Source organism: Ruminococcus sp. RTP21484sp1_RTP21281st1_A8_RTP21281_210402, from assembly GCF_040914025.1.
GTDB lineage: Bacteria > Bacillota > Clostridia > Lachnospirales > Lachnospiraceae > Blautia_A > Blautia_A faecis.
Window position 1 is genome coordinate 1 of sequence record NZ_JBCPGE010000066.1, and the last position, 20,601, is coordinate 20,601.

Here is a 20,601-nt window from a genome sequence, read left to right on the forward strand (position 1 = left end):
GAAACTACCAAACCCTCCCTTGTATGTCGCTTAAGAGGAAAATACCCTTTAGGTTTATTTCTATTCCTAAAGGGTATAAAAATAATATTTTCTTCCCGTATCAGTTAGCAACCACCAGTTGAACTGGTGGTTGCTAACTTAGCTGATATTGCAGTATTTTTTATGGGATAAAAAAGTGAATATTATACTACTTTGTAATTATTAACTATTATTTGACACAAGCCATCATTTAACAGCTAAAATTTGACATACTATATTTTATTATACCTACTCATGAATATAAATTCAAGGATATTATTGTGTAAAGAAAAAAGTGTATAAATCTGGAATATCTATAGGCTGCTGTTTTCGCTTTGGCGGTGTCGGCGGAAGGACTTCATTCATATAAGGTCCAATCATAGATACGGTATCTATAACTTCCATCCGGGATCTGATACTTCGATCCGCTGTTTTATCTAGTTCTATCGGAAGAATCACCTCAAAATGGCTTCCTTCTCCCAGTTTGCTCTCTACCTGAATGGTTCCGCCCATCATCTGGATGATATTGTGCGTGATCACCATTCTCTACCAAGTGTTCAAACTCTGTTTCATATTCCATCCATAATAAACTCATTTTCGGTCACTCCTCTTCCAAAACATTTTCATATAAAAAACGTCTTTCCTCAAACAGATGAAAAGACGTTTTTGCTCATATCATTATCTTATCAACAGGCATGGAGATGTTATCATTGGACGCAATAAGAGTGCTGTGCAAATTATATATTTCTCTAAACATGCGTCAATACCTCCTTGCTGACTTTTCTTATATATATTTATAAATGGTCATCTTTACTTTCTCAATATCCAAAGGTTTTGCCAGATGTGCATTCATTCCAGCAGCAATACATTTTTCAGCGTCCTCCTGAAAAGCATTTGCTGTCATGGCAATGATTGGAATTGTCTCAGCATCAGGATGTTTCAGTGACCGGATTGTTTTTGTCGCAGTAAGCCCATCCATTACAGGCATCATGATATCCATCAGAATTGCGTCAAAATAACCTTCCGGTTTCTCCTGAAACATCCTGACCGCCTGCAGTCCATCTTCTGCAACTGTCAGATTTGCACCTTCATCAGACAACAGAGTTTTCGCAATTTCTGCGTTCAGTTCATTATCCTCCACCAGCAATAAGTTTAATCCACTAATATCCATCTGTGCTGCTGTTTTCTTTACTGTATCTGGTGCGGAAGCAAGTTTAAACGGAATTCTGATAATAAAAGTTGATCCGATTCCTTCTTCGCTTTTTATTTTAATTGTTCCGCCCATTTTTTCAATCAGGCCTTTTACAATCGACATTCCCAGTCCAATTCCCTGTTGTGTACTTCCAGAATCATTCCTTTCCTGCGAAAACGGCTCAAATATATGCTTCAGATATTCCTTACTCATGCCAATGCCTGTATCTGTGATCGTCCATTCATATGTCGTAATTCCATCCACTACTTCTGTATAATCCAACACCGTTATTATCTTGCCGCCAATCCGGTTATACTTAATACAGTTTCCATAAATATTAAGAAAAATCTGTCTCATATGCACCGGACTTCCATAAATAAAAGGATATCGAAGCCCTTCTTTTTTTGAACGGAACTGCATTTGAATTCCTCTGTCTTTTGCCCGCTGTTCTATGATAGTCAGAACATCCTGACTTAATTCATCAAAGTTGATGATTTCCTGCGTTAGCGGTACATTTCCATCTTCGATTTTGCTCATCTGAAGAATATCATTAATAAGTGACAATAGATAATCTGCGGCTACCTGCATTTTTCCGAAATTTTCCAGAACCAATTCACTGTCATCAAAATGCTTCTCAGCAATCTTCAGCAATCCGATAATGCCATTCAGTGGGGTTCTCATATCATGAGACATCCTGGAGAGAAAATCAGACTTGCTTTTATTTGCTTTCTTTTCACTTTCCAATGCAATTGATTTGTGCATGAAGTCATTTTTATCCAGCATGAGATTCCAATGTTCAATGGTTCCGTCTTCCTTTATTACTTTCTGTCCACGATCTTCGATGTATTTGTATGTGCCGTCCTTACAGCGTATCCGGTAAATAGTAGCATAATGATCGGAATGCGTATATTGATTTAATGCATCTGCAAGTCCGACCTTTACGTCATCTGGATGAGCAAGACCGATAATATTACCGCCAGAAGCGTCCATCAGTTCCTTCGGTGTTGCGTAACCGAGCATATTTGCAAATTGTTCTGAAACATATTTAAAAGAATATTCCGGGTCATCATTACTGATTTTGACACCGCCAGGGATGGATACGGTAAATAACTCCAGCTGACTTTGCAGTTTCTTCGTTAATTCCTCGATCATAGCCGTATGCTTTTTCTCTTCTTCCAGAAGCTTCGCATACTCTCTGTTTGATTTTTCCAGTGCCCTCTCTTTTTCCTCTAAGCGATAATGTTCTGTACGGTCAAGAACATAATTGACTGCAATGATATCTCCGGTTTCTTCTTCCCGGTACAGGGCCATGTGATCTTCTGCAAGCATGGGCTCAAAAGTAGCAGTCCTGGTCCAATATCGGAATGATATATGCCGTTCACCATTTTCAAAACGCTTTAACAGTCGTTCTCTGTCAAACTCGTGCAGAAAATCTTGAAGACCTTCTTCAGGTATGGTCAATGCCCATGCATCCACCAGACTCTGTAAGCTTGAATTTTCCGGCAAACCTAATTGTTCATTCAGATTATATTTTTTTCCATTAACTACCTGATACATGGAACCACGTACAATATTCTTTGTGAGATTGATCACGCAGTATCCATCGGCAATAGCAAATACCGACTCTTCCAAAAAACGGTTATTAATCATATCCTGACTCATACTTGTTTATCTCCCTGTAAATTCTCTGATACAGATTATATCCTTATCCAAATATATCCGTCAACAAAGAGTTTTTACATTGTAGAATGAAAATTTACACGCTCATCAGTAGTATTTGCAGGATTTAAAAAACAGGAACATTTCATAAATTTCTCAGCTATATGGCAAGCCGGGAAGTCGGGAAAATAGCAATTCAGTAAATGTACTGAAAAAGAGTGGGGTGAGTGGGGATAGTTGCCAATATGGGGATGTTGGGGTAAAAGAAAAGCCATGGTTCGTGCCATGACCTTTCAAAAGAACATTTAATTTCCGCTTGCAACTCCGGCAAGTTTTACTGTCACATCATAAGTAGACGAATCATCTTCAACAGATTTTCCGTTGACGCAATCAGCGTCTGTTCCTTCCATCCAGATATACACATGAACGGCAATTCCATCATATCCTACATTTGTTGTATTTTTCTATTTTATAATGTCAAAATACCCGATAATTCCTATGCATACGTCTTTCTTCATAGGCGACCACAGCGTATGCAATTTCAGTTTATACATCTGACTATTATTTTCCAACGTCGCTTTTATCTGCACAGAGATTTCTTTATTTTGTACAGATGTCTGGTGTAACAAAACCCGAATAGATGCAGAAGATTCTTTAGAGCTGTAATTACATTTATAAATATGCCCCCGAATCCTATCTAAATATTAGGACATTTCAAGAAAAGCAGGAACTCTTCAAAGGAGTTTCCTGCTTATTTTTATTACCATTATTTTTTTACACCAATTAGTAATAGCCATCTATGATCAAACATGATTTGTGAATCTTTATTATATGGTGAAAAACCGGTTTTTCTACCGCCTTCCAATTCAGCTTTCATCAAATTTGTTATCTCTTCTTGCACATCTTCCGAAGTATCAGTCAGTTCCATCCAACTTTTTAGATTCACCGGCACCAGAGTAGTTTCTTCGCATTGCAGTGCAAAATCTTTCTTGAACATTTCTTCAAATTCTTCCCTGCTGAGGATTCTGGTATGAGAAGGATCACGCATATTTTCAATCTTATCATCAATTTCTCGTAAAGGCTCCTCGGCAGCTTCCATATCCCAGACCACCATCTTTCCCCCTTTTTTCAAGACACGTTTCATCTCTTCAAAAGGTTTCTCAGGATTGTCAAAATGATGGAAAGAAAGCCTTGTGATCACCAGGTCAAAGGTTTCGGGTTCGTATGGAAGTTTTTCGGCATTACCACTTTGAAAGTAAATATTTTCTATATGACTTTCTTCGGCAAGTCTGATTCCCTGTGCCAGCATTTCTTCCGTCATATCCAGACAGGTAATATCCTTTACATAAGGAGCCAGAGCCCTGCCACAAATACAGGTCCCGGCAGCTACTTCTAATGCATGTTCTTCTCCTGTTGCTGCGATTTTCTGAATCAGATAGTCTGTATATTCCACTTTTGACATATGATATGCTACAAATTTTTCAGCCTGTTTTTTGAATGACTGTCTGACTATATCATTATGATTCATTTCAAACGCCTCCTATCCTGTTCTTTGTTTTCTTATAATACCATAAAAACGGGATAAATGACTTAATATACAATATAAAATATATTATATTTAAAAAGAATATGTTAAAGCACAGTTTATGTCCAATAAAATACTGAACGGAGGAATATAAAATGGGTGATGCAAGTATTATTGCAAGACTGCTTGCTAATGGTCATGTTCAATACGGCTGGAGTGGAAATGGAGGGTATTTTAGCATGGTAGGAATTAGATTGCTATTATGGTATCAAGAGCCTAAAAATGTAGAATACCTATTTTCACTTGGGCAGACATCATTAATCGGAAAGATTGGAAGTGAAAAAGGCGGTTTTAACTGGTATGAAACTCATTGCCCTACAGGAGAGCCGTTCTGGCTAGCTAATACGGAAAGAATGATTTTTAGTAGAATAGTTCTATAAGCAACTGCTGATGATCGTCACAAGTTGTTTTTGGGGAGTCCGTGGCAGTAGTTTGGGAAGCTGCTGTCAAAGTGACCAAAAAGATTTCTCTTAGTATACTGTCACCCCCAGCGGTTACAGATATAATTTTTATAAAATACATTAAGGGCAGACACCAAAAACCGAGGTCTTTGATGTCTGCCCTCTTGTAATTAGAATGAATCACCTGAAGACATATTTAGAATGGATTACTTGAAGCCGGGGCTTTTATTGAAGTGATCAGATCCATCCATTTATACATATACCAGTTTCCGTCCTTAGATGATTTATAAACATCGATCCATTTACCACTGTCAGAAGCCTTGCAATAGATAAAGGCTCTATACTGATCAGGAGATGGTATGGAAGGATTTGCCGGAATGTATATCTGATCTTCATCTACTACAGAATCCTGAGTTAATGTAATTGAATAAGGCTGTGAAGGTGTGTAGTCATTCGCCGGAGTTGCACCATTTAAGAATGCATTTCCAAGATAGAGATACTGTTTACTCTTTTTCATTTGCTCTGCTAATCTCTGCTTCTCATAAACAGATAACTGCTTATTGCATAAATATCCGATCATTTCTTCGCAATCTGTCTGATTTTCCGGTTTCCAGGTCCGAAGTGACATGACATAAAGAGCGAGCACCTTATATCTTCCATCATCACCGCTGATGTTATACTGCTTCAATTCTTCCACGTTTGTTGGAATTGTGCTGAAAGTATAGGTATAAGTATTCAGAGGAATCTCAATCACTACAGATTCGCCAGCTTCATTCTTGACTGACCGCTGCCCTTTTATAACTGCTTTCGAAAGAACTGGTTCAGTCTGAGGCTTTGTTTCCATGGTAACTGTAACTGTGCATGTAAGAACAATCCCTGCATCTACTTTGATTTCTGTTGTTCCAACATTAATTGCATGTACCTTTCCCTGACTGTCTACCTCTGCAATATTCTTGTTTGAACTGGTCCATACGGGCAGATGCTTAGGATCCTGTACGTTAAGCTGATAATATTCACCTTTACGCATGCTTAAAGATGTTGCACTTAGTACTGGTGTTTTTGCTGGAGCTGTGGTAGGTGTTGCTGTAGGCTCTGCCGGCGGATTTACCGGAGCAGAAGGTGTTGTAGGTGCTGGCTTTGCAGGTGCTTTTTTACTCTTAACAGTAACCTTACACTTGTATGTTTTTTTGCCAACCTTAGCTTTAATATATGCAGTTCCTTTTTTCTTTGCTGTAACGACACCCTTTTTATTGACAGTTGCCACTGATTTCTTTGTGGAGGACCATTTCACTTTCTTTTTTGTGCCTTTTACCTTTAAACGGTATTTCTTGCCCTGGGCCAAGGTAAGCTTTGTTTTGTTCAGTTTAATCTTCGCGGCACTTACAGATGTGGTATCCACTGCCAGACACATTACTACAAGTAAGAATGTAGTAAGCAGTACGCTGGCTTTTTTTAATGATTTTTTACCATTTCTCATAAGCATTTTCTCCTTCCTTATAAACAATACTGTCCTTTTTATTCTTATTATACATAGTTGCTTCTGATTTGCACTAGCACTTCTGACAGTAATCGAAAAGGATTATAAAAATGCTGCTATGCATATATCATTTATTCATCTGCCTGCTCTGCCAATTTATTTCCTCTACAACGTATAACAATCATATCGAATCGCTTTTCCGCTTAACGTATAAGAAGGCTTCCTTCCTGCCAGAAAATCACTTTTCAGCGGTCGTTTTACAATGATCTTATCCGGGTCTGCGCTGATAGCGGCGTCGAAAAGGTCGGTCTCTTGGGAGCATGGGGGCTCCAGCTTCTGGATGAGCTGCAGTTTTTTGTTGATCAGGCTGGACTTTTGTCTTGCGGGGAACATGGGATCCAGGTATATGACGTCTACAGGATCCAGGAGTGCGGGCATTAATTCCACGCTGTTGCCTTCTGTCAGCTTCATGCGGGCAGCGATCTCTTTCAATACGGGATGCTTCTTTGCCCGGCGCAGGGCATCCTTTAAAAGAACAGCAATCACTGGATTCTGCTCATACAGAGTTACCTCATACCCTTGGGCTGCCAGAAGAAATCCATCCTCTCCCATACCTGCTGTGGCATCTATTGCCTTGCGCCCTGGCTTTTCTGATTTGGAAGCCCGTACCAGCATTTCATGCTGTAATCTTCCGTTGGTCACCCGGTGAAGCATATTTTCGAAATCTCCCTGATAAGCCAGACCATATCCGGTTAAAGAAACACCTTTGGAATTAAAAAGCACCGTCAGGTGCTCTCCCGGCTTTTCAGAGATTGGGGTATTTGTGCGCCTGGAAAAAGCTTCAGCCATATCTCTTGCGCCACCTTTTTCAAGGCAAACTACAATTTTCTCACTCATATTCTCTTCTCTTTCTTTGTATCATATAAGTATTACAATTGTTGGCTTCTTTCATTACATTTTCTCAATCAGCTTGGAGTACACATGTTCTACAAACCATGGTTCTGTAGATTTCTTCAGCGCTTCTTCCGGGGAAAACCAGGCGACACCGCTGTTCTCGTCGGCTTTTATGGAGACAGCTTCCTCAAAATCTGCTTCCAGCAGATATGTTACATTCAGATGTAAATGGCTGGACACATATTTGCCCTTTTTCACATGTCCATCTACTGTAAGGGATTCCAAAGAAAAAATCTCCTCAGATACAGGACAGACATGGGAAATCCCCGCTTCCTCTTTCACTTCCCGAAGGGCAACTGCAAGTAAATCCGTTTCTCCGTCCGCATGCCCTCCCAGCCAGGACCAGGAATTATAAATATTGTGATAGACCATGAGAATTTTGCTTTTATCCTGATTTACCACCCAGGCAGAAGCAGTCATATGTGCTACCGTGTTTTCTCTGGAAAAAGCATTGGTATTATTTCTGATCCAGTTCAGAATAAGCTGCTTATCCATCTCTTCTTGTTCATTGAACGGGGTATAATGCTCAATTTGGTTAAGTAGTTCCTGTCTGTTCATTATAGAGTGCTCCTTTTTATTGGTCTTGTACAATAGTATAACATAAGCAGATATTTATTTACACCTGAAAAGGAAGTATCTTTGTTATTCAAAATGCTGTTTAGCGTTTTCAAGATTGGTCTTTCCCTTTATCTTTAGCAACACCTTTGTTACAGTCAGCGCAGTGCCAGATTCGCTGCACAGAATTCTTGCCTGGGAGAGCGGGATATAGATCTGATCATCTTCTCCGGGGAGTATTGCAGCAACTTTACAGGGAAGACAGGACACTGGTGAAATATTATTCCCGGGATTGTCCATAGCCGTGAAACTACTGCTGGAAACGGAACTGCTGTATTCAGTAGAATTTTTATTTGAATCGATACTGTCTAAGCAGTGCTGCTGTGTCACTCCACAGATTGCCTGGATAGCTGTCCTTCATGCACAGCACAGAAGTAAACAAAAGCATAAAACATGTATATAAAATCGTTACGAATGTAATATAGACAAACTGGCCTAAGAGCCATTTCTTCTTGGTGGTACGGATCAGCTGATAAGGAGTGACTGGTGTCATTTTCGGCAGGTCGGAGAACAGCAAAAGCAAAAGCATGGAACTTAGAAGCACTGCTGTTCCATCCCCGAAGGTCCACAGGAAAGGTTCAATTGCCTGTACAGGCGTATTGTAGTTATCCATAACAACCATGATTCTTCCTGTAAGCAGAAAACTGAGCACAAATTCCAGAAAGAGGGTAAAAATCACTTTGGGATTACGGAAAAAGCCGAAGAAATTGTAGCGTACAATTCCAAGTGTCTGCTTCATATCAGTATCCCAGACTACGGTCTATAATACTTCCGTCTACTGCATTGATGGTAAGAAAGCTCCAGGTAGGCCAATCTGTCGTATCTGAGTAGGTTTCGCCATCATATTCGGAGTCAATCTTGCGGGATCCGAAGAAATCCCAGACAGGAACCAGAAGACCGGTATGGGCATCTGTGGATGGCTCATAAATTCTGGCATAGCCAAGAACGATACGGTCAATATTGAATACCCTGGAATTTTCATAGGTAAGGTTGTCCGCGTTGGTGACGATCATCATTTTTTCGTAGATATTCATGATCTCGCTGAATGGAAGCAGGCTTAAATTCTCAGTCTTAGTTTCTCCGATGGTGTATGGATTGCAATAAGTCATGCTGTCGATTCCGTCTGCATTTACATAAAAATAAAGGTTTTCGTAAGCCCAGGTTTCCATAGTACTGTCCATGTCTTCAAGCGCTCCACCTGCATCCATGGTATAGGTAAGCGGAGTTCCATTTATGGTACGGCTGTAGTAGATAACATAACCACTTCCGAGATAACTGGAGTTATCATCTGTTCCAATGGACGTCTGAATCGCATAATCCCATCCGCATTGGTTTAAATCGTCAAGGCCCATGGCATCTGCTTTTTCCTGGGCTAATTTTTTCGCGTCATCCAACGAAATTCCAATAGATTTTTCGGTAGGTTTTTCATATGGACTGCTGCTGGAATAATCGGACCAGACAGCGTCAGAAGGGATTTCTTTACCGTCTTTTTGGGCTATCTTCTGGATTCTTACTTCCAAAGAATAGGCTCCCCAGGAAGAGGTACGATAAGAATATTGGGAGCCGTCATCTAACTGGGCGATACCGGTAAAAGCATTGTCTTCCATAACTTCACCAGTATTGCTGTATGTCTGTACTCCCACGGCAGGTCTTCCTTCTACCAGATTTCTAGTCTCAGGTGCAGATTCATACTGGTTTTCCCAATAATCAATGTCATCGTAAATATCATATATGAGATTGCCATTATCATCGGTTCCCCAATTATTAGGATCCAGATTTCCGTTGGCAACATCTTCTTTTAATTCGTCGATTTTTTTCTTGATCTCATCCTTTGTCTGTACATAATAGCTGTCTGCAGTGTAAATCTTCGCATTTGAGAAAAAGGCATCTGTGATACCATCAAGAAGATCCTGTGTGACTGCAGCTGGTGTAACAGAAATTGCAGATATCTTTTCCACATCTGGTATTTCTACTGCCGCATCCGTATTTACCACAAGCTTGGATGTGTCGTCTGTTACTTGATTTTTGTAAGTCTCAGGCGCATTGATCAGGTCGCGGATAGTGGTTCTGGCAGCTGAGGCATTATCCGGGTGAACGTCAGTGGAGGCAGCAGTATCACTTGTACCAGTACTTTCAGAAGCAGTTGTCTGATCAGCGGAGGAGGCATTTCCTGCCATATTGACATCCTTGTCATCCGCTTCTTTGTAAGAATCCAGTGCTTTATTTCCCTTCTGCCTTACAAGGGAAGATTCTGGTGTCTGTGCACATCCCGCTAACATTCCCATGCAGAGAGTAAGTCCAATCATTCTTTCTATATTCTTTCTCATTTGTTTGAAGTCTCCCTTTCGATGTTTGAACATAACCGGAGATTTAGGGGAACGGGTGTTTGATATTGCTCATAGTAATCACCGGTCATGTTCTGATATAGATTATAGTACTTGGAATTACACCAAATCTTCCGTAAATTGTAACTGAATTGTAATCTGGCAAGAATTTCTTTACCATTCAATGAATACACAGGTTCCCTTTCCTATTTCACTTTCAATTTTCATTTGAAATCCATGTATATCCGCGATTTTTTTACAAAGTGCAAGTCCCAGACCCACACTTCCATTCGCCCGGGAACGGGATTTGTCAACCATATAAAATGCCTCTGTCACTTTATCAAGGTCTTCAGCTGGGATTCCTTTGCCAAAATCCTGGACCATCAGTTTCTCAGCCGTCGCTTCCAGTATGAGTCTGGAATTGTCCGCGGAGGCTTTTACTGCGTTGTCAATAAAATTGTTTACCAGACTTAACATAAGATCTTTGTCAAAGTTTTTCTTCAGATCAGCAGGTTCACACTGAAGTTCCAGACAGATATTCTTCTCTTTCAGACGGCAGAGGTTAAGCTGTCTGGAATCCTCCAGAAAAGATTTCACTGAATTTTCTGTTGGGGCAAAACGTGCCTCCCCAGTTTCATATAATCCGGTAAGTTCCAGCATTTTTACCGAAAGTCGGGACAGCCTGCGGCATTCACTGGAAATATAGGAGAGAGCTCTCTCCTGCTGCTGTCTTTGCAGGCGCACTGTGAGAAGGGTATCTGCATATCCCAGGATAGAGGTCATAGGTGTTTTCAGCTCATGGGCAAGACTTCCCATTAACTGTCGTTGTGTATGGTTTACAGTGGAAAGGCATTCAATCTGTTCTTTAACCTTGGAGGACATCTGATTAAAGCTTTTGCCAACCTGCGCCAGTTCCGTATCTCCTTCCGCAGGAACTTGTATATCATAGTTGCCTTCAGATACAGAAACCGCAGCTTCCCTTAATTTTGTAAGGGGTGCCATAATTTTCCGCAGGCTGAAAAAAAGAATTGTTCCGGTTAACAGAAGAAGAACCAGCGTCAACATACCCGCCTGATAAAAAAGGATCCTGTTACTCTCCAGAACATCAGAAACGTCTTTATAAGTGACAATCTGATAATTCAGATTTGTAGTTGACTCTGTGGAGGAATAAAAAAAAAGCAACAGTGTTTTACCGTCGGCTTTGCTGATAAGGGGATCACAGATATAAGTATCCGCGTCATACCATTTTCCGTGTAATTCCACTTCTCCCAGTTGTTCCTGGATTCCCTGAACATCGAAGTCATAGGCGGTACCGTTGTAAAGTTCTTCATCATTCTGATATAGAACAGCACTGTCATGGAAAATCTGTCGGAAAGCGTAGATAAGAATTCGGTTTCGGACTTTCTCATCGGAATTAGCGGACTGACTGCTTGTAAGTCTTAATTTCTCCTCAAATTGTAAAAGATTATTCTGAAATTTGGTATATTCATAGTTATTGATATACTGAATACTCTGATTCTTCCAGCGATATGAAGTATAGAAAAAAACAGCGGAGGATAAAATCAGGATCACGCAGGCCACCTGTAAAAAGATTTTTGTAAAAAGCTTCAAAATTCCACCTCCAGTCGGTATCCAATGCGGGGAATGGTTTTGATCCTGTTCTGCCAGCCCAGCTTTTTGCGGATACGTCCCACATGTGCATCTACTGTTCTTGTTTCTCCTTCGAATTCTACGCCCCAGAGACCGGCCAGAAGCTGCTCTCTTGTAAGAGCTTTATTGGGATTGCGGACGAACATCATAAGGCAGTTGTATTCCATTGGTTTCAGGTAAATTTCCTCTCCATTTCTGGTAACGGTATGGCTTATGGTGTCTATGGTAATATTGTTAATCTGTATCTGCTCCTGTAAATTTCCATGACGTTCCAGTACTTTCTCCAGGCGGACCATCACTTCCAGCATCTCGAAGGGCTTTACAATATAGTCTTCGGCACCTTCTTTAAGGCCTTTTACTTTGCTTGTGATGTCGGCTCTGGCGGTGAGAAAAATGACGGGAATGCCGTAGTGATTCAGTTCTGGTAAAAGGGTATATCCATCTTTTCCAGGGAGCATAATATCTACAAGGGCGCACTGGAACTCATGATCCCAGGCAATTCCTTCGCTGGCGTCATTGCCGTCCAGGTAGCTTACGGTCTGGTAGCCGGTGACTTCCAGGTTCATGCAAAGTAAGTTATTGATTGCTGGTTCATCTTCTATTACAAGTATTCTGGCTTTCATTTTGGGTCCTTTCTTGTATACTCTGAAAAATAGTCCTTATTTGATGTACTGGTTCTATTATACATGTTTTGGTAGTGATAAATGTAACCATATTGTAAAAAGCAGATATAGGGAAAAGTTGTGTGCGTTATTGATGGAAATGTGGCAGACTTTAAAGCTTTGTAGATATGGAGGCAGTCCTTATACAATCGCCCCACCTGAGATGGGTGGGGCGATTAAAAAATTATAGTATTTATTCAGCAGGTATTATTTCGCGAAGTGGTAACTGAGAAGTACAGAACAGTTACAAATTATTTACATGGAAATCAGTCCAAATGCATTTGCTACAGAGCTAAGCAGGATAATTGCTGCAAATATCGGGCAGAGGTATTTGATCATAAAGTTAAAAATCTTTTTCCTGCGGAAAGTTCCGCCTTCAGCTACTACTTCCTCCTCAATCTTTTCCACTCCCACTTTTCTGGAAATTAAAAGACAGGTTGCAAGTGCGGCAATTGGCATCATTACAGAATTGGTGAGGAAATCAAAGAAATCCAGAAACTGCATTCCAATGATTTTTACAAAGCCAAGCGGTCCATATCCAAGGGAAGAAAGAGTTCCAAGAAGAATCATGATCACACCAACAATAACGGTTGCTTTCTTTCTGTGCCATCTCAGTTCGTCCTGGAAGGTAGATACAGCGCTCTCCGTCAGGGCAATAGAGCTGGTAAGAGCTGCGCACAGCACCAGTACAAAGAACAGAATCCCAATGGGAGTTCCCAACCCCATACTGGCAAATACCTTGGGAATGGTGATGAACATAAGCGCTGGTCCTGCCTGTAAAGTATCCGGATCTCCACCGGAGAATGCAAACACAGCCGGAATGATCATCAGACCTGCCATAATGGCAATTGCAGTGTCAAATACTTCTACATTCTTGGTGGAACCTTCGATAGATACGTCCTTTTTCATATAAGAGCCAAAGGTTACCAGAATTCCCATGGCAATAGACAGGGAATAAAACATCTGACCCATGGCGGCTACCACTGTCATCCAGGAGAAATTCTCAATATTTGGTACCAGGAAATATTTCACTCCTGCAAGGGCACCTGGTCTTGTAACAGAGTAAACAGTAATAAGCACAGATAAAAATACCAGAACCGGCATCATAAATTTGGAAACGCGCTCTACTCCATTTCGGACTCCTGCATATATGATTGCAACTGTTAAAAATGCAAAAATAAGGAAACAAACCTCTGTGGAGGTACCATTCGAAATAAACTCAGAAAAATATCCGTCTTCTGCCAGCTTCTGGCTGTTACCTTTTATATATTCGATCAGATATTTGATAACCCATCCGCCGATAACGGAATAGTATGGCACGATCAGGACTGGAATGATGGCATTGATCCAGCCACCAAAGGACAGCCATTTAGACTTGCCAAATTTTCCAAAAGCACCTACCGGACTTTTTCTTGTCATTCGGCCAAGGGCGGTTTCGGCGACAATCATGGAGTAGCCAAAAGTAAGTGCCAGAATAATGTAAATCAGTAAAAATATTCCACCGCCGTATTTTGCCGCAAGGTAAGGAAATCGCCATATATTTCCCAGTCCGACGGAAGCTCCGGCAGCAGACAGTACAAATCCCAGTTTACCGGAAAAAGTACTTCGTTCATGATGATGTTTTTCCATAAATTTTTCCTTCCAAATTCGTAAAATTTGTTTTTGCTTTTTATAAACTCCAACTCTTATGATGATAACATGGTTTTGTGTTAAAGGCAAACAATATATATAAAATAACAGCAATAACAAATAATACAAAAACGAGGGAGAAATTATTGATTTTAACAAAATAAGATCTTATAATTAAGATTATCAATTAATATATATATTATGGAGGGTGCGGATTATGAATGAAGAATTGTTTAACGAAGCAACGAAATCAAATGTTCTCACAAAGAAACTGATCGACCAGCTTCTTGAGAGCATGACCTACAGCAGCATTTCCTTTATCAACTGGACCATTGAGACTTTGTCTCTGATCAAGGCGCGTCTGCAGCGCGGAGACCGGATTACAGACGAAGTCAGCGGAGAGGTTTATACCTTATACTCTTTCCAGCAGTTTGTGGAGAAGAATTTTTCTACTTATATAGCAAGCCAGGTATTTAAAGAGACTTCTAAGCCGGAGAAAATTTACTTCTCTCTGAAACCGTGTGAAGAGGGATACAGTCTGGTTGCTGCTGATTCTGACAGTAATAAGACCTATTCCTGGATCTCCAGCCTGAGTAAACGTTTTTCATTGGTAGAAATGATCGCCACAGGAATTGTATATGTGAAAGATACACGTACGAATACTTATCAGCCATTTATTTCCGGAAATGGCAAATATTGTAAGTATGATAAAGAGAAGGGAATTCTTGTAGAAATTTAATTATATTAACTTCCAGAGCGTATTTGAAAAGGGCTTTCTGCAAAAACTCCCGCAAAGTGGGGCGTGCAGATTACGGGAATGATTTATCAAATACGCTTTAGGGTATCAGACATAACAGACGGACACAAATCGCAAGGACTGCTTTTCTGAAATTTCAGAAAAGCAGTCCTTGCGATCTGTGTCTATTTTATTACATTCTAAGTTTTTTATGAAACTCCCGAATAGTATCATTGCTGTTAAAAATAAACATTCCTGCAAATACCAGCAGGCTGATTCCTGTGCATACCACAGATGGGTATGGAAAACGGATCAGGTGAAGAAACATAAGGATCAGCGGTACGAGACCAGCAAAAGCAGCCTGAACAAGATAAAACAGATACTCTTCTTTTTCCAGCTTTTGTACTTTTACGATCACGGGTATAGAGCCAAGCACTGCAAGAGCGCCAAATGGAAGGACAAAATCCAGAGACCATCCATGCCATCCGGTATATTTGTCCCACAGAACAGCGATAATAGTTACCAGGATCAACTGTATGATCTCGTTTTTTAAGATATTCCTCCGTTTGGCATAAGCAACCGCTACGATTAGCCATCCGCAAAGACAGCCAGCTGCGGCGAACCAGAACCAGTCCAGTTTTTCCCGTGTAAGGTAATTGATCATGCCGCAGAGAATTGCAGCTGCAATGCAGACAAAATTGAAAACCTGCACGATTCTCTGCGCCTCCTTTTTCTCTTTCAGGGAACAGCCGGGGAAATTATTGGTTTTTTCTGTATAAGGAATTTCTTCTTTTTTCAGCATGTTCAGAAAATTTCGCTGAATATTATCCTTGGGAAGCTTGGAGGTAAATCCAAGAACCATTTCGTTTTCGTAAGAACAGGAACAAAGCTGCATGGAGTTGGTACTTGCGAAAATTCCGAAACGGTCAATGTACTGGTTATACTCCTTTGGAAAACGAAGAATTCCAATATTGGAATAAACAGCCGTAATGCTTCTAGAGCTTAGGTTTGCTCCCAGCATAAGGAAATATTTCTTTATTTCCAGGGGAACTGCACGGATGACCGGATTTTTCTCCAGACGGACATAGCTATTCATATGTCTGGCAATTTTCTCTTCTACCAGTTCTGCGGCAAACTGCTCTTTCACGTGAGCCAGAATTTCTGTAAAATCAGAAGTTTTGGAAAAATCATGTCCCACTTCTATCCAGCCAAAAAAATTTGCCATAGACTGTGAGGGAAAATAATTCCGCAGATTTACAGGAACCATAAGGGCAATGGGGCGATTTTGCCTGCTCTTGGGAATTTCCTCATGGATGGAACAAAGAAACATGGCTGTGATCAGAATGGTTATGGAGACACCGTATTCTTTTGCTTTTGCATGAAGCTCTTTTACCGGAAGTACAATCTCTGTAATATGCATATCCTCATGAAGCAGCCGTTCTCCCGGAAGTCTGACAGCGCGAGGTTTTTTCTCAGAATTTCCGGGAATATCCGAGGAATAATACTGGGAAAAGCTATCCTCCTCCTGATCACCGGGGGTGCTCATATCCGTGACTGGAAGAGAAGGCAGATCCTGTTTCGGGTGAGCCTTTTTCAGATAATTGCTTACCAGTTCCTGGAGAAAATGCATTGCCCCGGTACCATCTGTCAGTGCATGGAAAACTTCAAAATTGATTCTTTTTTCATAATAGCTGACCTGAAAAAGAAGATTCTTTTTGTCTGGAATATACAGCCTGCTGCATGGAGGCTTCTTCTCTTCCTTTACAATTGGACGAATATCCCTGTGTTCCAGGTAGAACCAGAATAATCCTTTTCGGAGAACCATCTGAAACAGAGGATATTTTTCCATGGTTTTTTCAAGAGCGGCCTGGAGAAGCTCCGGTTTTACATTTTCCTTTAGTTCACAGTAAAAACGAAATACTCTGGTATCATTTTTGCCAGTTACCAGAGGAAAAGCAAGGGCCGCGTTATCCAGTTTTCTCCAGTTCGAATATCCTTCTTTCAATTTTCACACTTCCCTTTTTAAGAATTCGTTCATATAAGAAAAACTTTCCTGCACATGGAAAAAGCGGATTCCAAGAGCAAAAAAGCCGTGAAGTGCATCTTTGATCCGGTGTACTTCTACATAATTACCAGCCTCTGCCAGTTTTTTTCCATAATCTTCGCCTTCATCACGAAGAGGATCAAACTCTGCTGTGAGAATCAGGGTCTCTGGCATATTAGAAAAATCTCTTGCCAGAAGAGGTGCAAAATAAGGGTTGACCCGATCCTCCGGACAGCTCTCATACAGATTCAGATAATCCTGCATTTTCACTGCAGTAAGCAGGTAGTCGGTGCCGTTCTTTTGCACAGAGGCATAGGGAGATGCGGTTGTATAGGTATTATATAAGGCTGGATAAATAAGAATCTGCCGGAATACCTGAAAGTCGCCCTTGTCTCTTGCCATAAGAGCAACTGCGGCTGCAAGATTTCCTCCGGCACTGTCACCCATAATAGTGATTCTTCGGGAATCTGTATTCAGGATCAGATTATTGGTATAAAGTGCTTTCGCCGCTGCATAACAGTCCATCAGAGCCGTTGGAAAACGGTATTCAGGAGCAAGCCTGTATTCCACGGATACTACAATATGACCGGTAGACTGGGACATTCTGGCACATACACGGTTATAGGTATCCACACTTTCTGTCACCCATCCTCCGCCATGAAAAAATAGAAGAACTGGAAAAGTATGGCCTTTTTCCACCCCGTTTGTCATGGCTTCTTCAGTAGGAAAATAAATCCGCAGAGGGATTTCGTAGTCCCCGTTGAAAATCTGGATATCCATTTTTTTCAGAAAAATATTCATGGCATCCAGCTTCTTAATGTCCACCAGTCTGCGGGAGGATTCCACTTCGATATTGCCGTAGGAAAGGGTGTGGAGAATTGCTCGCATGGTTTTGGAAATCATGGCCTGTATTCCTTTCTGGTTTTAAAATCAAGCTTCATCAGACTGTTCTGTTATGGAAAAATCAGTCTTCTGCATTAGCTGGCAGGCATCAGATAGAACGGAAGCCTTTTCCAATGATCTCGCTGCTGTTTACAATAGTAATAAATGCATGGGGATCAATCTGTCTTAAATGAATACGAAGACGGTTGGTCTCGCTTCGGGTAAGCACAGTCATCATTACCTTCTGCTCCTTCTTGGTATAGATGCCAAAGGCCTTCTGCTCTGTGGCAGAACGATGCAGGTCATTGATGATGAACTCTTCTACCTGCTCCGGATATTTACTAATGATCGTACATACCTTTCTCAGGTTCAGACTCTCAATTGCACTGTCTACTACAGTGCATTTCAGGATCATTCCAAGAATACAGTAAAGTCCGGTCTGGGCACCGTAAAGGTAAGCAGCGATCAGCACAATTCCCAGGTCACTGACCAAAAGTGCACGCCCGATCTCAAGGCTGGTATATTTGTGCAAAATCATTGCCACAATATCAGTACCACCAGTGGAGGCACCGACATTAAATACCATAGCAGCTCCCACTGCAGGAAGGATCACTGCAAAACAAAGCTCCAGGAACACGTCATGTGTAAGTGGCGAACTAAGGGGATAAATAGCTTCACAGGCACTTACATAGAAAGACAGGGCAAAAGAGGAATAGACAGTCCAGCCCATGGAGCGGATTCCAAGGAAGAAAAATCCAAGTACAACAAGTGCTGCATTGACGATCCACATAAATGCACCTACATTCCACTTCGGAAATAAGGTAGAAAGGATAATAGACAGACCAGATGTACCACCAAATGCGAAATGGTTGGGTGTTTTAAAAATGGCAATTCCAACCGCTGTAAAAATCAATCCCAGATTCAGAATGATAAAGAACATCAGGTTGTCTTTTGTAAATATATTTTTTTTCATAAAACGAGTCCTCTCCTTCTTTCGGTGAACTCAGTATAACGTAAAAAATGAGTCCTGTAAAGAAACGGAATCAAAGAATCCCGCAAGGCAGAATTATACAAACTCTGTTTTCCCGCTCTTCTTCGCTGCATCTATAAGCTCTCCTAACCGCTTATTGCAGCTTCCAACCGGAACAGCCGTGCAGATTATCCTCTCACAGCTTTCCATGGCTTTTTGCGCCTTCTGGAAGGCTTCTTCACTGATTTCCATGAAGGGTTCTTCCGTGATCACCTTTGAAGCCAATAGTCTTGCCAGGCGGTAATCCACGTCATTGGTGTAAAGAATACCTGCAATAAAAGGTGTATGCTCTTTCTGCAGCTGACGGAATATGGGAATACCAGTGCCGTTTCCACAGATTACGAAAGTTTTCGCTTCTCCGTCTGGTTTCGGAAGCTCAATACTTCCAAACAGGGGATCAAAAAATCCATTGTTGATCTCATACAGCTCCTTGATCATGTTCTCTTCAAAAATATCTTCCGGCTTTCCAAAATGAGAAATGGTATCTCCCTTTACGCAGATGATCTTATCTGCAATTTTCTGTGCCAGATCGATTTCGTGAAGAGACATGATAACTGTGATCTGCTTCTTTTTTGCCATATCCCGAAGAATAGATAAAAGATCCAGCTTATGTTTGATATCAAGGAAAGAGGTTGGCTCATCCAGAATAATAATATCCGGTTCCTGGCAGATCGCACGGGCAAGAAGCACTCTCTGACGCTGGCCATCGCTGATGTTGTTAAAGTCACGACTGCCAAGCGATTCCGCATGCACCGCTCTCATGGCTTCCTCTACCTTTTCCTCATCCTCTCTGGAAAGAATACCGAGTCTGCCTGTATAAGGGTAGCGTCCGGTTGCCACAATATCATGACAGGTCATAAGCTCCGGACGCATTCGTTCCGTAAGAACTACTGCCATGCGTGTGGAAAGCTCTTTATAGGAAAAAGAATTCAGATTACGATCATCAAAGTAAACTTTTCCACCAATGATCTGCAGCTGTCTTGTGATACTTTTCAGAATCGTAGATTTACCAGAACCATTTGGACCAATGAGGGTTACAATCTCCCCTTTTTTAATTCCAATACAGATATCATGAATTAAGGCCTTTTTGTCATAACCGACAGAAAGGTTATCCATATGAAAATAGTAATTATCCATTTCAGTTTCCTCTCTTCTTCCGCAACATCATGAAAATAACAACAGGTGCTCCAAAGATGGAGGTAACGGTACTGATATTCAGCTCCAGAGGGGCAAAAGCCATTCTGGCAATCAGGTCACACATCATACAGAAAACTGCACCGCCCAGGAATGTTCCCGGAATGATTATAAGTGGTCTGGATGTGCCGAAGCTTCTTTTCATCAGAAATGGGACTGCAATTCCAACGAAAGAAATCGGTCCTGCAAAAGCAGTTACAGTTGCTGATAAAATACTGGAAAGCAAAATCAATGCAACACGGAAGAATTTGATATTTACGCCCATGCTTTGTGCATAAGCTTCTCCCAGCTGATAAGCACCGATGGGCTTTGACAGCAGGAAAGTCAGGATCAGGGTAATTCCTACCACCACACAGGAAATGTAAACGTTACTCCAGCTCATACCGGAGAAGCTTCCCTGTGACCATCCGTGAAGATTTACAATATCGGAATCATCTGCAAAAGTTACCACAAAATCAGTTACTGCAGAACAGATATAGCCAATCATGATTCCGGCAACCAGAAGGGTGGCCATGTGCTTGATCCTTTTTGAAATCAGAAGAATAAAAC

General features: G+C 41.1%; 18 protein-coding genes and 1 pseudogene. 3 read left to right on the top strand and 16 right to left on the bottom strand.

The features are described 5' to 3' along the window. Window positions 1-294 precede the first annotated feature (294 nt). From AB5170_RS20655 to AB5170_RS20665, 3 genes are all read right to left on the bottom strand, one after another. On the bottom strand, window positions 295-561 hold the full coding sequence (locus tag AB5170_RS20655; RefSeq protein WP_148463375.1) for a hypothetical protein: 267 nt from the start codon (window positions 559-561) through the stop codon (window positions 295-297). 241 nt (window positions 562-802) lie between these two features. Then, entirely contained in the window at window positions 803-2,872 is a 2,070-nt protein-coding gene (locus tag AB5170_RS20660) for a hybrid sensor histidine kinase/response regulator (protein ID WP_173773832.1), read from the bottom strand. A gap of 763 nt (window positions 2,873-3,635) precedes the next feature. Continuing rightward, a complete protein-coding gene (locus tag AB5170_RS20665; RefSeq protein ID WP_148463379.1) occupies window positions 3,636-4,397 on the bottom strand; it encodes a class I SAM-dependent methyltransferase in 762 nt (253 codons plus the stop codon). A 152-nt stretch (window positions 4,398-4,549) separates the two neighbouring features. On the opposite strand from AB5170_RS20665, the gene AB5170_RS20670 reads away from it, so the two are divergent. Then, the gene (locus tag AB5170_RS20670) at window positions 4,550-4,834 is read left to right on the top strand and encodes a hypothetical protein (RefSeq protein WP_173716758.1); all 285 of its coding nucleotides are present in this window, start codon (window positions 4,550-4,552) and stop codon (window positions 4,832-4,834) included. Between the two features lie 217 nt (window positions 4,835-5,051). On the opposite strand, the gene AB5170_RS20675 is transcribed toward AB5170_RS20670, so the two are convergent. From AB5170_RS20675 to AB5170_RS20710, 8 genes are all read right to left on the bottom strand, one after another. Continuing rightward, window positions 5,052-6,332 carry an Ig-like domain-containing protein gene (locus AB5170_RS20675; RefSeq protein ID WP_195380014.1) on the bottom strand — a complete coding sequence of 427 codons (1,281 nt, stop codon included), beginning with the start codon at window positions 6,330-6,332 and terminating at the stop codon, window positions 5,052-5,054. 165 nt (window positions 6,333-6,497) lie between these two features. Continuing rightward, window positions 6,498-7,229 carry a class I SAM-dependent methyltransferase gene (locus tag AB5170_RS20680; protein WP_148463380.1) on the bottom strand — a complete coding sequence of 244 codons (732 nt, stop codon included), beginning with the start codon at window positions 7,227-7,229 and terminating at the stop codon, window positions 6,498-6,500. 54 nt (window positions 7,230-7,283) lie between these two features. Continuing rightward, window positions 7,284-7,844: an NUDIX hydrolase gene (locus AB5170_RS20685; RefSeq protein ID WP_173773828.1), complete on the bottom strand. Its 561-nt coding sequence runs from the start codon at window positions 7,842-7,844 to the stop codon at window positions 7,284-7,286. Between the two features lie 346 nt (window positions 7,845-8,190). Further along, on the bottom strand, window positions 8,191-8,640 hold the full coding sequence (locus AB5170_RS20690) for a hypothetical protein (protein WP_226855457.1): 450 nt from the start codon (window positions 8,638-8,640) through the stop codon (window positions 8,191-8,193). 1 nt (window position 8,641) lies between these two features. Continuing rightward, entirely contained in the window at window positions 8,642-10,228 is a 1,587-nt protein-coding gene (locus AB5170_RS20695; RefSeq protein ID WP_368361849.1) for a DUF6034 family protein, read from the bottom strand. A gap of 171 nt (window positions 10,229-10,399) precedes the next feature. Next, window positions 10,400-11,836 carry a HAMP domain-containing sensor histidine kinase gene (locus AB5170_RS20700; protein ID WP_148463382.1) on the bottom strand — a complete coding sequence of 479 codons (1,437 nt, stop codon included), beginning with the start codon at window positions 11,834-11,836 and terminating at the stop codon, window positions 10,400-10,402. Then, a complete protein-coding gene (locus tag AB5170_RS20705) occupies window positions 11,833-12,498 on the bottom strand; it encodes a response regulator transcription factor (protein ID WP_148463383.1) in 666 nt (221 codons plus the stop codon). Before AB5170_RS20705 ends, AB5170_RS20700 begins: the two co-directional genes overlap by 4 nt. Window positions 12,499-12,792: 294 nt before the next feature. Further along, a complete protein-coding gene (locus AB5170_RS20710) occupies window positions 12,793-14,166 on the bottom strand; it encodes a sodium-dependent transporter (RefSeq protein ID WP_148463384.1) in 1,374 nt (457 codons plus the stop codon). Window positions 14,167-14,383: 217 nt separating this feature from the next. On the opposite strand from AB5170_RS20710, the gene AB5170_RS20715 reads away from it, so the two are divergent. Both AB5170_RS20715 and AB5170_RS20720 read left to right on the top strand, forming a co-directional pair. Continuing rightward, window positions 14,384-14,905 carry a hypothetical protein gene (locus AB5170_RS20715; RefSeq protein ID WP_118583489.1) on the top strand — a complete coding sequence of 174 codons (522 nt, stop codon included), beginning with the start codon at window positions 14,384-14,386 and terminating at the stop codon, window positions 14,903-14,905. A 48-nt stretch (window positions 14,906-14,953) separates the two neighbouring features. Further along, window positions 14,954-15,055, top strand: a pseudogene (locus AB5170_RS20720) (DUF6783 domain-containing protein); the annotation flags it as partial. Window positions 15,056-15,095: 40 nt separating this feature from the next. On the opposite strand, the gene AB5170_RS20725 reads toward AB5170_RS20720, so the two are convergent. The 5 genes from AB5170_RS20725 to AB5170_RS20745 form a co-directional block, all read right to left on the bottom strand. Beyond that, entirely contained in the window at window positions 15,096-16,907 is a 1,812-nt protein-coding gene (locus AB5170_RS20725) for a DUF6320 domain-containing protein (RefSeq protein ID WP_227200919.1), read from the bottom strand. 3 nt (window positions 16,908-16,910) lie between these two features. Then, a complete protein-coding gene (locus tag AB5170_RS20730; RefSeq protein ID WP_330386407.1) occupies window positions 16,911-17,849 on the bottom strand; it encodes an alpha/beta hydrolase in 939 nt (312 codons plus the stop codon). Window positions 17,850-17,937: 88 nt separating this feature from the next. Continuing rightward, entirely contained in the window at window positions 17,938-18,801 is an 864-nt protein-coding gene (locus AB5170_RS20735; RefSeq protein ID WP_118583485.1) for a YitT family protein, read from the bottom strand. A 93-nt stretch (window positions 18,802-18,894) separates the two neighbouring features. Continuing rightward, window positions 18,895-19,995: an ABC transporter ATP-binding protein gene (locus AB5170_RS20740; RefSeq protein WP_195992999.1), complete on the bottom strand. Its 1,101-nt coding sequence runs from the start codon at window positions 19,993-19,995 to the stop codon at window positions 18,895-18,897. A 1-nt stretch (window position 19,996) separates the two neighbouring features. After that, on the bottom strand, window positions 19,997-20,601 hold a 605-nt coding region (locus tag AB5170_RS20745; protein WP_368365146.1), incomplete at its 5' end, for a FecCD family ABC transporter permease.

Bases quoted from the DNA above. Each gene is read 5' to 3' on its own strand.
- AB5170_RS20655 (WP_148463375.1), bottom strand. From the start codon at position 561: ATGGTGATCACGCACAATATCATCCAGATGATGGGCGGAACCATTCAG.
- AB5170_RS20660 (WP_173773832.1), bottom strand. From the start codon at position 2,872: ATGAGTCAGGATATGATTAATAACCGTTTTTTGGAAGAGTCGGTATTT.
- AB5170_RS20665 (WP_148463379.1), bottom strand. From the start codon at position 4,397: ATGAATCATAATGATATAGTCAGACAGTCATTCAAAAAACAGGCTGAA.
- AB5170_RS20670 (WP_173716758.1), top strand. From the start codon at position 4,550: ATGGGTGATGCAAGTATTATTGCAAGACTGCTTGCTAATGGTCATGTT.
- AB5170_RS20675 (WP_195380014.1), bottom strand. From the start codon at position 6,332: ATGAGAAATGGTAAAAAATCATTAAAAAAAGCCAGCGTACTGCTTACT.
- AB5170_RS20680 (WP_148463380.1), bottom strand. From the start codon at position 7,229: ATGAGTGAGAAAATTGTAGTTTGCCTTGAAAAAGGTGGCGCAAGAGAT.
- AB5170_RS20685 (WP_173773828.1), bottom strand. From the start codon at position 7,844: ATGAACAGACAGGAACTACTTAACCAAATTGAGCATTATACCCCGTTC.
- AB5170_RS20690 (WP_226855457.1), bottom strand. From the start codon at position 8,640: ATGAAGCAGACACTTGGAATTGTACGCTACAATTTCTTCGGCTTTTTC.
- AB5170_RS20695 (WP_368361849.1), bottom strand. From the start codon at position 10,228: ATGAGAAAGAATATAGAAAGAATGATTGGACTTACTCTCTGCATGGGA.
- AB5170_RS20705 (WP_148463383.1), bottom strand. From the start codon at position 12,498: ATGAAAGCCAGAATACTTGTAATAGAAGATGAACCAGCAATCAATAAC.
- AB5170_RS20710 (WP_148463384.1), bottom strand. From the start codon at position 14,166: ATGGAAAAACATCATCATGAACGAAGTACTTTTTCCGGTAAACTGGGA.
- AB5170_RS20715 (WP_118583489.1), top strand. From the start codon at position 14,384: ATGAATGAAGAATTGTTTAACGAAGCAACGAAATCAAATGTTCTCACA.
- AB5170_RS20730 (WP_330386407.1), bottom strand. From the start codon at position 17,849: ATGATTTCCAAAACCATGCGAGCAATTCTCCACACCCTTTCCTACGGC.
- AB5170_RS20735 (WP_118583485.1), bottom strand. From the start codon at position 18,801: ATGAAAAAAAATATATTTACAAAAGACAACCTGATGTTCTTTATCATT.
- AB5170_RS20740 (WP_195992999.1), bottom strand. From the start codon at position 19,995: ATGGATAATTACTATTTTCATATGGATAACCTTTCTGTCGGTTATGAC.